The organism is Streptomyces sp. NBC_00289, from assembly GCF_041435115.1.
Lineage (GTDB): Bacteria > Actinomycetota > Actinomycetes > Streptomycetales > Streptomycetaceae > Streptomyces.
In genome coordinates this window covers 9,614,075-9,626,271 of record NZ_CP108046.1, presented here as the reverse complement: position 1 = coordinate 9,626,271, position 12,197 = coordinate 9,614,075, and the positions used below count along the sequence as shown (strand labels likewise).

The following is a 12,197-nucleotide window of genomic DNA, read 5'->3' as shown; positions in this document are numbered from 1 at the left end:
CGGGAGGCTCGGAGGCAGAGTGGCGTTCCCGCAACACGAAAGGGTGTTCCGTACGACGAAGCCCCCGGTGACCTGATTCAGCTGAAGAGGGCAACGAGTCCGTTCACCCAGATCGCGAGGAACACCAGGGCCGCCACCAGACATCCTGCCCCTGCCAGGAAGTCGGCGAAGGCGTTTCGCCTGCTGTCTTCCTTCTCGTCGGATGACACCGTGTCCCAGTCGACGGGGCGCCCCATGGCGTCGGAGCAGGCTGCTCGTGCTGCTGCCAATTGCTCTCTGGCAAAGGCCGTTCGGGCAAGCGACTCACGGCCTTGCCAGGCAAGTGCCCGCATACGCTGCTGAGCTGTGTGGTATCGCGCCTCGAAGGCGGAGGTCTCAGCTGCGTCCCTGTCCTGTTCGAGATACATCCAGCGGCCCGCTTCCGCAGGCTCTCCGTACAGGCGGTACGCCTCGGCCAGGCGCCGGCGAAGCGTCAGGTCGTTCGGGAAGGACGACACGAGCCCGCGCAGTCGCTGGCGCGCGACGGGGACCCGGCCGGCGGCCAGGTCTGCGTCGACTCGGGCAAGGGTGTCTTTCAGGGGCATGAACGCATGATCGCGTACGGCACTGAACCACGTCGACCTGGTTTTGTCGCTCGGTACTCGCTGAGGCCCGCCTACCGGTAGGTCATCAGCCCCGGCGGCCGGTGGATCGGGCCGGTGATCTGGGTCAGGGGCCGGCCCGTGCCCTGGTTGGCCTGGGCGATGATCTCCGCGGTGATGGAGACGGCCGTCTCCTCGGGTGTGCGGGCTCCGAGGTCGAGGCCGATGGGGGAACGCAGCCGCGCCAACTCCTCTTGCGTGACGCCCTCCTGGCGCAGGAGCCGCAGGCGCTCGTCGTGGGTGCGCCGGGAGCCCATGGCCCCCACGTAGGCGACGGGCAGGTCGAGGGCCAGGCGCAGCAGGGGGATGTCGAACTTGGCGTCGTGCGTGAGGACGCATACGGCGGTGCGCTCGTCCACGTCGGTGCGCTGCAGGTAGCGGTGGGGCCAGTCGACCACCACCTCGTCCGCGTGGGGGAAGCGTGCGGTCGTGGCGAAGACGGGGCGGGCGTCGCAGACGGTGACGTGGTAGCCCAGGAGGCGTCCGGCCTGGCTGAGGGCGGCGGCGAAGTCGACCGCGCCGAAGACCAGCAGGCGTGGCCGGGACGCGTGCGCGTGGACGAGGACGGACAGCCGTTCGGGGCATCCGTCCCCGGTTCCGCCGATGTCGACGCGGGCGGTGCGGCCGGCCCGCAGCAGGGCCCTGGCCCGGTCGGCCACCGCCCGGTCCGCCGGGCCGCCGTCCACGCGCCCGTGGGCGGGGCGGCCACCGCCGGGCACGCTCAGCGTGGAGCCGAGGAGGCGCTCCGGGCCGTCCACGACTTGTGCCACGGCGACCGGCAGCCCCTGGGTGATCTCGGAGAGGGCCGTGGACAGGTGCGGCTGGGCCGCGGGATCGATGCGTTGGACGAAGACGTCGAGTTCACCGCCGCAGGTCAGGCCGACGGCGAAGGCGTCGTCGTCGGAGTAGCCGAACCAGGCCCGCTGGGGAGCGCTGCGGTCGTGCAGCACCTGTCGGCACAGTTCGTAGACGGCTCCCTCGACGCAGCCGCCGGAGACGCTGCCGACGGCGTTGCCGTCCTCGTCCACCGCGACCGACGTACCGGCCGGCAAGGGTGCGCTGCCGTGCACGTCGACGACGGTGGCCAGGGCGAAGGTGCGGGCTTCGCGGCACCATCGGTGCAGTGTGTCCGCGATGTTCAGCATGGCAGTTCTCCACGGCGGGACCAGGTTCGGAGGGTGAGCGGGCCGCCGCCACGACGCCGGGGAAAGCGTCACGTGGCGGCGGCCCTGGGAAGTCCGGCGGCCGGACGGGGCAGGCTGCCGGACGAGCGGTGTGCACTCCGCCGGCCCGATGTCCGTGGGTCGGACGAGCGGTGTGCACTCCGCCGGACCGAAGTGCGTGGGTCAGATCAACGCCTCGGCGGTGATGGGCAGTTCGCGGATGCGGCGGCCGGTGGCGTTGAAGACGGCGTTGGCGATGGCGGGCGCCACGCCGATCATCACGAGTTCTCCGAGGCCCTTGACGCCGAGCGGGTCGGCCTCGCGGTCCTCGCCTTCGAGATAGATCGCCTTGAGGTCGGGGATGTCAGCGCTGACGGGCACGAGATAGTCGGCCAGGTTGGCGTTGACGATGCGGCCGTCGCGGTGGTCGGTGACCGTGTGCTCAAGGAGGGCCGTGCCGATGCCGCCGACCATGCCGCCGAGTGCCTGGCTGTCGGCCAGCTTGGGGCTGATGATGCGGCCCGCGTCGTAGACGCCGAGCACCCGCCGCACCCGCACCAGTCCGAGGGTCGCGTCGACGGCCACTTCGGCGAAGGTGGCGTTGTAGCCGTAGAAGGAGTGCCGCTCGGGCCCCGAGGGCGGCGCGAAGGAGCCGTCCGCCTCGAGGTGGGTGCGGTCGTTGCGGGCCAGCAGCCGCTCGTACGTCTCCCCGCGCGTGGGATCGTCCTTCACGTGCAGTCGGCCGCCCCGCACCACCACGTCGTCGGTCGGCACTCCGTACAGCGGTGACTGGCCATCCTGGACGGCCAGTTCGATCGCCTGACGGCGGACCTTGTTGCAGGCGTCGAGGGTGGCGGAGCCGACGCTGGCCATGGTCATCGAGCCGCCGTGTGGTGGGGTCGGCGGGAACAGGGAGTCGCCGAGCCGGAAGGTGACCGTGCGCATGGTCAGTCCGAGGGCGTCGGCGGCTACCTGGGTCTGGGAGGTGTAGGTGCCCGGGCCCATGTCGGTGGCGGCGGCATCCACCACGGCGGTGCCGTCGGCGTCGAGGCGGGCCCGGGCCTGGGCCGGCATGCGCGCGGTGTCGTAGACGCCGGCGGCCATGCCCCTGCCGATCAGCCAGTCCCCCTCACGCGTCGAGCGGGGCTCGGGGTTGCGGCGGTGCCAGCCGAACTCGCGGGCGCCGACGGTGTAGCACTCGCGCAGCCGGCGGGTGGAGAACGGCAACCCGTTCGACTCGTCCTCGTTCGGTTCGTTGCGTCGGCGCAGCTCGATCGGGTCGACGCCGAGGCGGTGCGCGAGTTCGTCCATGGCCGACTCGATGACGAAGGAGGCCGTCTGGAAGCCGGGGCCGCGCATGTACAGGGGCGTGGGCAGATCCAGGGGCACCGTCCGGTAGCTCTGGCTCACGTCCGGCATGCTGTAGAGCATCTGCCCGGCCGCCAGGATGGACTCGGTGAACTTCTCGTACGACGAGGTCTCGGCGTCCACCTCGTGAACCGCGGCGGTGAGTCGGCCGCGCCGGTCGCTGCCCAGGCGCAGACGGTACTCGTACGAGGGCCGGTAACCGGTTCCGAGGTACATCTGCCTGCGGCTCAGAACGAGCTTGACCGGACGCTTCGTCTCACGGGCGGCCAGCGCGGCCACGACCACGTGCGGCCAGCAGCGCAGCGCGGTGCCGAAGCCGCCCCCGACGAACGGCGAGATGACCCGCACCGCGTCCAACTCCAGGCCGAACACCGCCGCGAGTTCGGTCTGGGTGCCCACCACCCACTGGGTCTTGTCCCACACCGTGAGCGTGTCGCCGTCCCAGCGGGCGATGGTGGCGTGCGGCTCCATCGGGTTGTGGTGGTTGCGCGCCGTGCGGTAGGTCAGGTCCAGCCGTACGGCCGCCGTGTGCAGGGCGGCCTCGGCGTCGCCGCGCTCGTAACGGGTCGGCTCGTCCGGCTCCGCCTTGGTGAGGTCGGTCGAGGGCTGTTCGGCGTCGTAACGGACCTTGACCAGACTCGCACCGTGCTGCGCGGCCTCCAGCGTGGTGGCCACCACCACGGCGACCGGCTGGCCGTGGAAGCGGATCCGGTCGTCCTGGAAGACGCGAAGTCGCCGGCCCTCGGGGTTGTTCGACCCACTGTTGTCGCGGTACGGCAGCTTCGGCGCGTTGCCGTGGTGGATCACTTTCAGCACGCCCTGCTGGGCTTCGGCGGTGCGGGTGTCGATGCCGGTGATACGGCCTCGCCCGATGCCGGCGTCGACGATCACGGCGTGTACGGCCCCGTCGACGTCGTGCTCGGCGGCGTACAGGGCCTGGCCGGTGACCTTGAGCCGGCCGTCCACCCGGGACAGCGGCGCGCCGACGGCTGCCTGCGGCTGGGGGCTCACCTGGTACCTCCTACGATGCGCAGCTGGCGTGCGACGGTCCGCTTCAGCAGTTCGACCTTGAACCGGTTGTGCCGGAGATGGCGGGCGCCGTCCGCGGCACGTTCGGCGGCCTCGACCCACAGGGCCTCGGACGGGCGTTCGCCGAGAAGGTGCCGTTCGACAGCGGGCAGCTTCCACGGCACGGTGCCCACTCCCCCGGCGGCGACCTTGGCCTCGCGGATCACCCCGCCGCGTATGTGCAGCGCGACGGCTGCCGAGGTCAGGGCGAACTCGTACGACTGGCGGTCACGCACTTTCAGGTAGCCGGACTTCAGCGGACGCGGAAGGGCGGGGATCTCCACTGCCGTGATCAACTCGCCCCGCTGTAGCGCCTGTTCACGATCCGGGGTGTTGCCCGGTCGCAGCAGGAAGTCGGCGAAGCGGACCTGGCGCTCCCCGTCGGGTCCGAGCAGACGCACCCGCGCCTCCAGGGCGGCGAAGGCCACGGCGAGGTCGGAGGGGTGGGTGGCCACGCAGGAGTCGGAAGCGCCGAGGATCGCGTGGGAGCGGTTGAAGCCGTGCAGCGCGGCACAACCGGAGCCGGGCTCACGCTTGTTGCAGTCAGCTGTCACGTCCCGGAAGTACGTGCACCGGGTGCGCTGCATGACGTTGCCGCCGATGGTCGCCATGTTCCGCAGCTGGGCCGAGGCACTCAGCTCCAGCGCCTCGGAGACGACGGGATACAAGGTGCGCACCTTGGCGTGGGCGGCGGCCTCGGACATGGTCACCAGGGCGCCGACGCGCAGCCCGCCGCGCTCGGTGACGGTGATCTCGCGCAGCGGCAGACCCGTGATGTCGACCAGCGACTCGGGACACTCGACCGTCTCGCGCATCAGGTCGACCAGCGTGGTGCCTCCGGCGATGTAGCGGCCGCCGCGGCTGCCCGCGGTGACGGCCTCACGGGTGTCGGAGACGCGGGTGTAGGAGAAGGGATGCATGGCGGCCGATCCTCACTTCCGGCCCGCGGTCTGCTCGACCGCGCGCACGATCTTGACGTAACAGCCGCAGCGGCAGATGTTGCCGCTCATCCACTCGCGGATCTCCTCGGGCGAGCCGGTGTGGCCCTCTTGCACACAGCCGACGCCCGAGACGATCTGGCCGGGGGTGCAGTAGCCGCACTGGAAGGCGTCCTGGTCGATGAACGCCTGCTGCAGCGGGTGGAGTTCGTCACCGTCGGCCAGGCCCTCGATCGTGGTGACCTCGGCCCCCTCCAGCCGGACGGCGAGTGTCAGGCAGGCGTTGTGCCGCTGCCCGTCGACCAGGACCGTGCACGCACCGCAGGCCCCGGCGTTGCAGCCCTTCTTCGAGCCCGTGAGTCCGAAGTGCTCGCGCAGCAGGTCAAGCAGCGACGTGCGGTTGTCGACCGTGACGGTGTGGCGAGTGCCGTTGACCGTCGGGGAGACACGGCCGGACGGCGGCGTCTCAGCGGCCGCCGCCTCCTCCGGGCCGACGAGGGATGTCCCTCCGATCACACCGCCCGCGACCACCGCGCCACCGACCGCGGTGCTGGTGGCGATGAAGGTGCGCCGACTGGGCGCCGGGGAGGGCTCGCCGGCTCCGGTGGGGGGTGGAGCGGCAGACTCAGGGAGTTCAGTGGACATACGTACGCCTTCGTATCGCGGACGGATCGGCCGTACACAACAGCGGGACGGGAGACGGGATCGTCGTCACCGCGGACAACCGGGCAACCGCGCGCCTTGGCGGCGGCGACTGGTCACATCCGGGAGTCTCGCACCACCGGCAACGCTCGTGGCAGGGAGACTTTCCTCCCCCTCTCACGCTTCGTCAGGATTGACTTGGCGGCACGATCGGGGGCACTTTCGCGCGTGAAGAGGCACGCCGCCTCCTCGGTTGTGCGGGTGTCACGTCACTCGCCACTTCGTTGTGCCTTGCCGACTGACCGTCCGCTTCGACCAGTTGGCTGATACGGCCCTCCTGCGTGGGCTGTCCTAGCGGGCCACGTAGCCGCCATCCACCGGGAGGGCGACGCCGACGACGAAGCCGGATCCGGGGCTGCACAGCCACAGGACGGCCTGGGCGATCTCCTCAGCGGTGCCGAGCCGGTTGATGGGTTGATTGGCTTCGGCCTCGGCGCGGTCGAGCTCCCCCTTGTCGATCATGTCGCTGACCATGGGGGTGTCGATGGTGCCGGGGCAGACGGCGTTGACGCGGATGCCGCGGGGGGCGTATTCGAGGGCCGCGCTGGTGGTCAGGCCGATGACGCCGTGCTTGGAGGCGTGGTAGGAGGCCCGTCCCGGGAGGCCGACGAGGCCGCCGAGGGAGGAACAGTTGACGACGGCTCCGCTGCCCTGGGCCCGCATGTGCCGCAGTTCGTGCTTCATGCAGGCCCACACGCCGCGCAGGTTGATGGCGTTGACGCGGTCGAACCGTTCGGCGGGTTCGTCGGCGGCATCGCTGGGCGGGATCTGGATGCCGGCGTTGTTGTAGGCCATGTCCAGGCGGCCGAGAGTCTCCACGGTGCGGTCGACGGCGGCGGCGACCTGGTCCTCGTCACTGACGTCACAGGTGAGGGCGAGGACTTGGTGGCCGGCGGCGGTGAGTTCCTTGGCGGCTGCGTTCAGGGCCGCTTCGTCGATGTCGGTGAGGGCGACGGCCGCTCCGGACTCGGCGAACGCGCGGGCGGTTGCCAGGCCCATGCCGGCTCCCGCCCCGGTGACGAGAGCGACCTGGCCGGTGAAGTCGTAACGGGGGTTCATGTCGGTTGTCCCTTCGAGCGCTGAGATGCGGGCGGGGCGAGTGCTACTGGGGCTGCTTGGACGAGCGACTCCCCGATGCGCCGTGCGGTCTGCCGCGGACCGTTCGAGGACCGGTCGGCGAGGGCGTTGCCGGCGCCTGTGCGGGCGACGGCGAAGCGGCCGGTGCCGGAGTCGGCTTCGGTCACGAAGGCCACCTTCCCGGTGACGGCTGCGCTGCTCGGTCAGTGCGGAGTTCTCTCGCTTGCTGGTACGCCGTCGGATTCGCGTCGGTGCGCGGATCCGGGCGTGAGTCAGTACTGCGACGGCACCTGCGCGGGTTCATCGCGTGGCGCGTGGGTGAGAGCCCTGCCCTGGGCCACGATCCGACCCTTGTGAGACGAGCCGTGGACGGCGAGGGCGATCAGGGGCAGCAGGGTGAGGGCCGCTGTGACGGTGCCGACCAGAGGCGGGCCCGTCAGGCCGAGGGAGGAGTCCAGGGCCGAACCGGCGACCGCCGAACCGGCGGCGACACCGACGTTGAAGGCGGAGGTGGTCAGCGCCGAGGTGAGGGTGGGGGCGTCACCGGCGAAGCGCATGGCGAGGGCGGTGACGACCGGGTTGACCGTGAAGCCGGTCAGTCCCATGAGGAAGACGAGAAGGGTGGCCGTCACCGGGTTGCCTGACAGCGGGATCATCAGGAGCAGGACCAGGGCGGTGGCCGCGGCGGCCGTGATGGTGGTGGCCATCGGACGTCGGTCGCCCAGCCGCCCCCCGGTGGTGGTGCCGCCCAGGGCGCCGACGCCGAAGGCGATGAGGACGAGCGGTACGGCGCCTGCCGGGATGCCCGCGCGGTCGGTCAGCAGCGGCGTGACATAGGTGTACGTCGCCAGGACACCACCCATGATCAGCGTCGCGGCGCCGAGCGCCAGCCACAGCCGGCCCTGACGCAGAGCCCGGACCTCGGACCCGATGGACACCTCCGCGCGCTGCCCGTTGGCGGGGATGAAGCGGCCGATGAACACGGCGGCAAGCCCGGAGAGAGCGGCCAGGGCCCAGAAGGGGCCGCGCCAGCCGGTGAACTGGCCGGCGAAGGAGCCGATCGGCACGCCGACGACGTTGGCCAGGGTCAGGCCGCCGATCATGACGCCCGTGGCGCGGGTGGCGTTGTGCGGCCCGGCGGCGGTGGTGGCGACGACGAAGCCGACGGACCAGAACGCACCGGTGGCCAGGGCGGTGACGACGCGGGCGACGAGGGCGATCGTGAAGGAGGTGCTGAGGGCGGCGACGAGGTGGCCGAGGCAGAACACGGACAGGGCCAGGATCAGCGTGTGGCGCTGGGGAAGGCGCAGGGTCGCCATGGCCATGGTCGGCGCACCGATGATCATGCCGACGGCGAAGGCGGTGATCAGCAGGCCTGCGTGGGAGACGCTGACTCCGAGGTCACCGGCCAGCTCCGGCAGCAGGCCTGCGACGACGAACTCGGTGGTCCCCATCAGGAACGTGCCGGCGGCGAGCACCCAGACGACGAAGGGGAGCTTGCCGGGGGCGGTCCCGGATGCGGAAGGCATACGTGTGGTCTCTCCTTGAGTGGAAAACGGCGGATCATGGTGGCGGCTGGAGCCGACGCGGCGGACGGCGCGGCGGACTGCGGACGGCGCGGCCACGTCTTTGACGGTTCCGTCGAGCGAAGTGGCCGAAAAGGGGACGCTCTCCTCCGCCCTGTGGACATCCACGTCGGGGCGAGCGGTGCGGTCGGGCGGGTCAGGGCGCGGCTTCGACGGTGATGCGGTCGGCCCCGGCAAGCTGGTCGGCGTCGGCGTCGATGTGGCCGAGGATGAGCAGGTCGGCTGAGGGGGAGTCGCCGTCGCGGTAGAAGAGGGCCAGGTTGCCCCAGGGCGCGTAGTAGGTCAGGTCACCGGCCTTGGGCGCGGCCGGCTCGGGAGCGCCGGAGGTGGTCAGCCTGCGCGGCAGGTCGGCGATCCGCTCGGTCTGGTGGAAGTCCTCCAGGTCCAGGGTGAGCGGGAGCAGCTCGGCGAAGTCACGGGCGGCAGGGCTGTCGTTCAGGGTGGCGTCGACGGGGCGGCCGTCGACGGTGACCTGGATGTCCATGGCGGTGTTCCTGTCGGACGGTGCGGTGTGCGCCTCGGTCGTCGGTGTCTGCTGCTGGGCGGAGGACGTCGCACGCGGGGAGGCCGGCGAGGTGTCGGTGCAGGCCGCCACGGTCAGCAGGACAGCGGTGGCCGTGGTGGCGCGTGCGAGGGCACGGAGCGCGGCCGGCTTCATGGTTGTCGTCCCGGGCGTCAGTCGGGCAGGGGCTCGGAGTAGTGCCGAAACCCGTCCCGCTGCTGGTGTATGTCGTACAGGCGCTGGGCCAGGACGTCGGGGCTGCTGTGCTCGGCGTCGGGCCGGATGGCTCCGGGAATGATCAGCTGGGCGGCATGGATGTTCTCCGGGGCGAGGGCGTCGTGCAGCGCGTGGGCGTAGGCACTCTCGGCGGCGAAGGCGATCGAGGTGCCGGCGACGTTCGGGTTGGGTCGTACGGCGCTGGAGCCGTTGACGAACAGCAGGGTGCCGCGGCCGAGGGCGCGCATGCCGGGCAGGACGGCGTTCACGCAGGTGACGGGGCCCTTGACGGAGAAGGCGAGCGGGGCGTCGAGGTCGTCGGCGCTGGTGTCGAGGACCGGCTTCATGAAGTCGGCGCGGGGCACGGGGCTGTACTGGAGGATCTCGATGGTCCCCAGGGCGTTCGCGGCCGCGTTCAGGGCCGCGGTGAGGGACTCGGGGTCGAGGGCGTCGGCGGTGAAGCCGCGGGCCTGGATGTTGTCCCGGGCGAGGTCGGCGGTCAGGCCGTCCAGCTTCTCGGCGCTGCGGGAGATCAGGGCGACGGTGTGGCCGGCGGCGCCGAAGCGCCGGGCAGTGGCGAGCCCGAGGCCGGGGCCCGCGCCGACGAGGGCAAAGGTCGTCATGGTCGATCCTTGTGTGAGCGGAGGTTTTCCGGCCTGGGCCCGCACCGCGTGGGTGCGGCCCCAGGTGCGGATGCGAATGCGGATACGGCCCCGGATGCGGATACCGCCCCGGGTGCGGACGCGGATGCGGTCAGGGCTTGAGGAGGGCCTTGATGGCGCGGCGTTCGTCCATGGCCTGGTAGCCCTCGGCGACCTGGTCCAGGGGCAGGGTGAGGTCGAAGACCTTGCCCGGGTTGATCCGGCCCGACAGGACCCGGTCGATCAGATCGGGCAGGTAGCGGCGGACCGGGGCTGGGCCGCCGCGCAGGCCGGCGTGGGAGAAGAACAGCTCCTGGCCGTCGACCGCCACATCGTGCGGGACGCCGACGAAGCCGACGTTGCCGCCGGGCCGGGCGGAGTGCAGTGCCTGTCGCATGGACTCGGCGGTGCCGACGCACTCCAGGACGGAGTCGGCGCCGATGCCGCCGGTGAGGTCCTTGACGCGGGCGATGCCCTCGTCGCCGCGTTCGCTGACGATGTCGGTGGCGCCGAATTCGAGGGCGAGCTTCTGCCGGGATTCGTGGCGGCTCATGGCGATGATCCGCTCGGCGCCCAGCTCCTTGGCGGCGATGACACCGCACAGGCCGACCGCACCGTCACCGACGACCACGGCCGTCGAGCCGGGCCGCACTTCGGCGGCGAGGGCGGCGTACCAGCCGGTGCCCATCACGTCGGAGACGGCGAGCAGGCTCGGTACGAGTTCGCCGTCCGGGTGCTCGTCGGTGGCGACGAGGGTGCCGTGGGCGTTGGGGATGCGGACGTAGTCGGCCTGGCAGGCGCTCATGAACTCGCGGTGCAGGCAGGAGGACTGCCAGCCGTTCAGGCAGTTCGCGCAGGTGTTGTCCGAGGTGGCGAACGAGCCGACCACGAACTGGCCCGGCCTGACGCTGGTGACCTCGCTGCCCACCTCCTCGACGATGCCAACGTACTCGTGCCCCATCGGGTGCGCGTCGCCGATGGGTTCCGCGCCGCGGTAGGGCCACAGGTCCGAGCCGCACACACAGGTGGCGACCGTGCGGATCACCGCGTCGGTCGGCCGGCTGATCTTCGGGTCGCCGAGGGTCTCGAAGCGCACGTCGCCGGGGGCGTGAATGACTGCTCCGCGCATGGTGGGGCTTCCTTCGGTGCGGGGGTCGGTGAGCAGCAGCCGACGGTCCTGATCGGCTGCTCGACATCGAGCCTCACACGCGAGAGCAGGCGCGAAAAGCGGAAGAATCCATCCCGGGAGGCGAACATCCTGGGAGGAAATTCTCCCCCCTTTCCCAGGTACGACCGGTGTCATGCTGGGCAGCATGACCGCAAACGCCCCCCTCAACGAGCTGGGACAGTTCCTCAAGAAGCGCCGCTCGGAGCTGAGCCCGCGCACGGTCGGACTGCCCGAGACCGACAGGCCCCGCCGGGTCGAGGGACTGCGCCGCGAGGAGGTCGCCCAACTCGCCAGCATCAGCACCGACTACTACACCCGCCTCGAACAGGGCCGCATGCAGGCATCGGCACCCGTGCTGGACGTCCTCGCCCGGGTGCTCCATCTGGACGACGACGAGCGGGGCTACCTCTTCCAGCTCGCGGGCAAGACCACCACCCGCACCCGGCGGCGCGGCCGGCAGAAGGTCCAGCCGCAGCTGCAGCGGGTCCTGGACGACCTCACCGCCACCCCCGCCATCGTGCAGGGCCGACGCGGGGACATCCTCGCCTGGAACGCACTGGCCGCCGCCCTGGTCACCGACTTCTCCCTCATCCCGGAAAAGCACCGCAACTATCCCCGGATCATCTTCACCGATCCCGCCATGCGCACCCTGTACGCCGACTGGAAGACCTCCGCGCAGATCTCCGTCGCCCAACTGCGCATGGAGGCCGCGAAATACCCCGAGGAACCCCGCCTGATCGAGCTGGTCGGTGAACTCTCCATGCGCGACCAGCAGTTCGCTCGCTGGTGGGGCGAACACCACGTCGCCGCCCGCACCGTGGGCACGAAGACCCTCGACCATCCGGTCGTCGGCGAACTCGTCCTGGACTGGGACACCCTCACCGCCAACACCGATCCCGACCAGCACCTCACGGTCTGGACGGCCGCCCCCGGCTCCCCCACCCACGAGCGGCTGCGCATCCTCGCCTCCTGGGCCGCCGACCAAGAGCTGGCGGCTTCCTCCCCCCTCAGCTGACCGCCACCGGCCGCCCCCGTAGGAGCGGCCGGTGGATAGCGCCTGCGGCCTGGGGAAGGAGCCAGGCCCGAACGCCGAGTCATCCTCCGTGGCGGCCTCGTCTTCGAGGCCA

The 12,197-nt window shown here is 71.1% G+C and carries 12 protein-coding genes; 1 reads left to right on the top strand and 11 read right to left on the bottom strand.

Going from position 1 to position 12,197, the window contains the following annotated elements; all coding sequences use genetic code 11:
• Window positions 1-77: 77 nt before the first annotated feature.
• From OG985_RS43475 to OG985_RS43425, 11 genes are all read right to left on the bottom strand, one after another.
• The gene (locus OG985_RS43475) at window positions 78-584 is read right to left on the bottom strand and encodes a DUF6584 family protein (RefSeq protein ID WP_371673928.1); all 507 of its coding nucleotides are present in this window, start codon (window positions 582-584) and stop codon (window positions 78-80) included.
• 71 nt (window positions 585-655) lie between these two features.
• The gene (locus tag OG985_RS43470) at window positions 656-1,786 is read right to left on the bottom strand and encodes an XdhC family protein (protein WP_371673927.1); all 1,131 of its coding nucleotides are present in this window, start codon (window positions 1,784-1,786) and stop codon (window positions 656-658) included.
• A gap of 201 nt (window positions 1,787-1,987) precedes the next feature.
• On the bottom strand, window positions 1,988-4,183 hold the full coding sequence (locus OG985_RS43465) for a xanthine dehydrogenase family protein molybdopterin-binding subunit (RefSeq protein WP_371673926.1): 2,196 nt from the start codon (window positions 4,181-4,183) through the stop codon (window positions 1,988-1,990).
• The gene (locus OG985_RS43460; RefSeq protein WP_371673925.1) at window positions 4,180-5,160 is read right to left on the bottom strand and encodes a xanthine dehydrogenase family protein subunit M; all 981 of its coding nucleotides are present in this window, start codon (window positions 5,158-5,160) and stop codon (window positions 4,180-4,182) included. Before OG985_RS43460 ends, OG985_RS43465 begins: the two co-directional genes overlap by 4 nt.
• Before the next feature lie 12 nt (window positions 5,161-5,172).
• Window positions 5,173-5,823 (bottom strand): (2Fe-2S)-binding protein, encoded by a 651-nt coding sequence (locus OG985_RS43455; RefSeq protein ID WP_371673924.1) that lies wholly within the window; start codon window positions 5,821-5,823, stop codon window positions 5,173-5,175.
• Between the two features lie 348 nt (window positions 5,824-6,171).
• Window positions 6,172-6,939 (bottom strand): SDR family NAD(P)-dependent oxidoreductase, encoded by a 768-nt coding sequence (locus tag OG985_RS43450; protein ID WP_371673923.1) that lies wholly within the window; start codon window positions 6,937-6,939, stop codon window positions 6,172-6,174.
• Window positions 6,936-7,124: a hypothetical protein gene (locus tag OG985_RS43445; protein WP_371673922.1), complete on the bottom strand. Its 189-nt coding sequence runs from the start codon at window positions 7,122-7,124 to the stop codon at window positions 6,936-6,938. The genes OG985_RS43450 and OG985_RS43445 overlap by 4 nt, the downstream gene beginning before the upstream one ends.
• A gap of 105 nt (window positions 7,125-7,229) precedes the next feature.
• Complete coding sequence (locus OG985_RS43440; protein WP_371673921.1) at window positions 7,230-8,486, bottom strand: MFS transporter; 1,257 nt, start codon at window positions 8,484-8,486, stop codon at window positions 7,230-7,232.
• Window positions 8,487-8,679: 193 nt separating this feature from the next.
• Window positions 8,680-9,201 carry a cyclophilin-like fold protein gene (locus OG985_RS43435; protein ID WP_371673920.1) on the bottom strand — a complete coding sequence of 174 codons (522 nt, stop codon included), beginning with the start codon at window positions 9,199-9,201 and terminating at the stop codon, window positions 8,680-8,682.
• A 17-nt stretch (window positions 9,202-9,218) separates the two neighbouring features.
• On the bottom strand, window positions 9,219-9,884 hold the full coding sequence (locus tag OG985_RS43430; RefSeq protein ID WP_371673919.1) for an SDR family NAD(P)-dependent oxidoreductase: 666 nt from the start codon (window positions 9,882-9,884) through the stop codon (window positions 9,219-9,221).
• A 130-nt stretch (window positions 9,885-10,014) separates the two neighbouring features.
• Complete coding sequence (locus OG985_RS43425) at window positions 10,015-11,031, bottom strand: zinc-dependent alcohol dehydrogenase family protein (protein WP_371673918.1); 1,017 nt, start codon at window positions 11,029-11,031, stop codon at window positions 10,015-10,017.
• 172 nt (window positions 11,032-11,203) lie between these two features.
• On the opposite strand from OG985_RS43425, the gene OG985_RS43420 reads away from it, so the two are divergent.
• Window positions 11,204-12,085, top strand: coding sequence for a helix-turn-helix domain-containing protein (locus tag OG985_RS43420; protein ID WP_371673917.1), 882 nt, complete (start codon window positions 11,204-11,206; stop codon window positions 12,083-12,085).
• Window positions 12,086-12,197: the final 112 nt, after the last annotated feature.

What these genes read in the sequence shown, in the direction of transcription:
- OG985_RS43475 (WP_371673928.1), bottom strand. Translation starts at nt 584, where the DNA reads ATGCCCCTGAAAGACACCCTTGCCCGAGTCGACGCAGACCTGGCCGCC.
- OG985_RS43470 (WP_371673927.1), bottom strand. Translation starts at nt 1,786, where the DNA reads ATGCTGAACATCGCGGACACACTGCACCGATGGTGCCGCGAAGCCCGC.
- OG985_RS43460 (WP_371673925.1), bottom strand. Translation starts at nt 5,160, where the DNA reads ATGCATCCCTTCTCCTACACCCGCGTCTCCGACACCCGTGAGGCCGTC.
- OG985_RS43455 (WP_371673924.1), bottom strand. Translation starts at nt 5,823, where the DNA reads ATGTCCACTGAACTCCCTGAGTCTGCCGCTCCACCCCCCACCGGAGCC.
- OG985_RS43450 (WP_371673923.1), bottom strand. Translation starts at nt 6,939, where the DNA reads ATGAACCCCCGTTACGACTTCACCGGCCAGGTCGCTCTCGTCACCGGG.
- OG985_RS43440 (WP_371673921.1), bottom strand. Translation starts at nt 8,486, where the DNA reads ATGCCTTCCGCATCCGGGACCGCCCCCGGCAAGCTCCCCTTCGTCGTC.
- OG985_RS43435 (WP_371673920.1), bottom strand. Translation starts at nt 9,201, where the DNA reads ATGAAGCCGGCCGCGCTCCGTGCCCTCGCACGCGCCACCACGGCCACC.
- OG985_RS43430 (WP_371673919.1), bottom strand. Translation starts at nt 9,884, where the DNA reads ATGACGACCTTTGCCCTCGTCGGCGCGGGCCCCGGCCTCGGGCTCGCC.
- OG985_RS43425 (WP_371673918.1), bottom strand. Translation starts at nt 11,031, where the DNA reads ATGCGCGGAGCAGTCATTCACGCCCCCGGCGACGTGCGCTTCGAGACC.
- OG985_RS43420 (WP_371673917.1), top strand. Translation starts at nt 11,204, where the DNA reads ATGCTGGGCAGCATGACCGCAAACGCCCCCCTCAACGAGCTGGGACAG.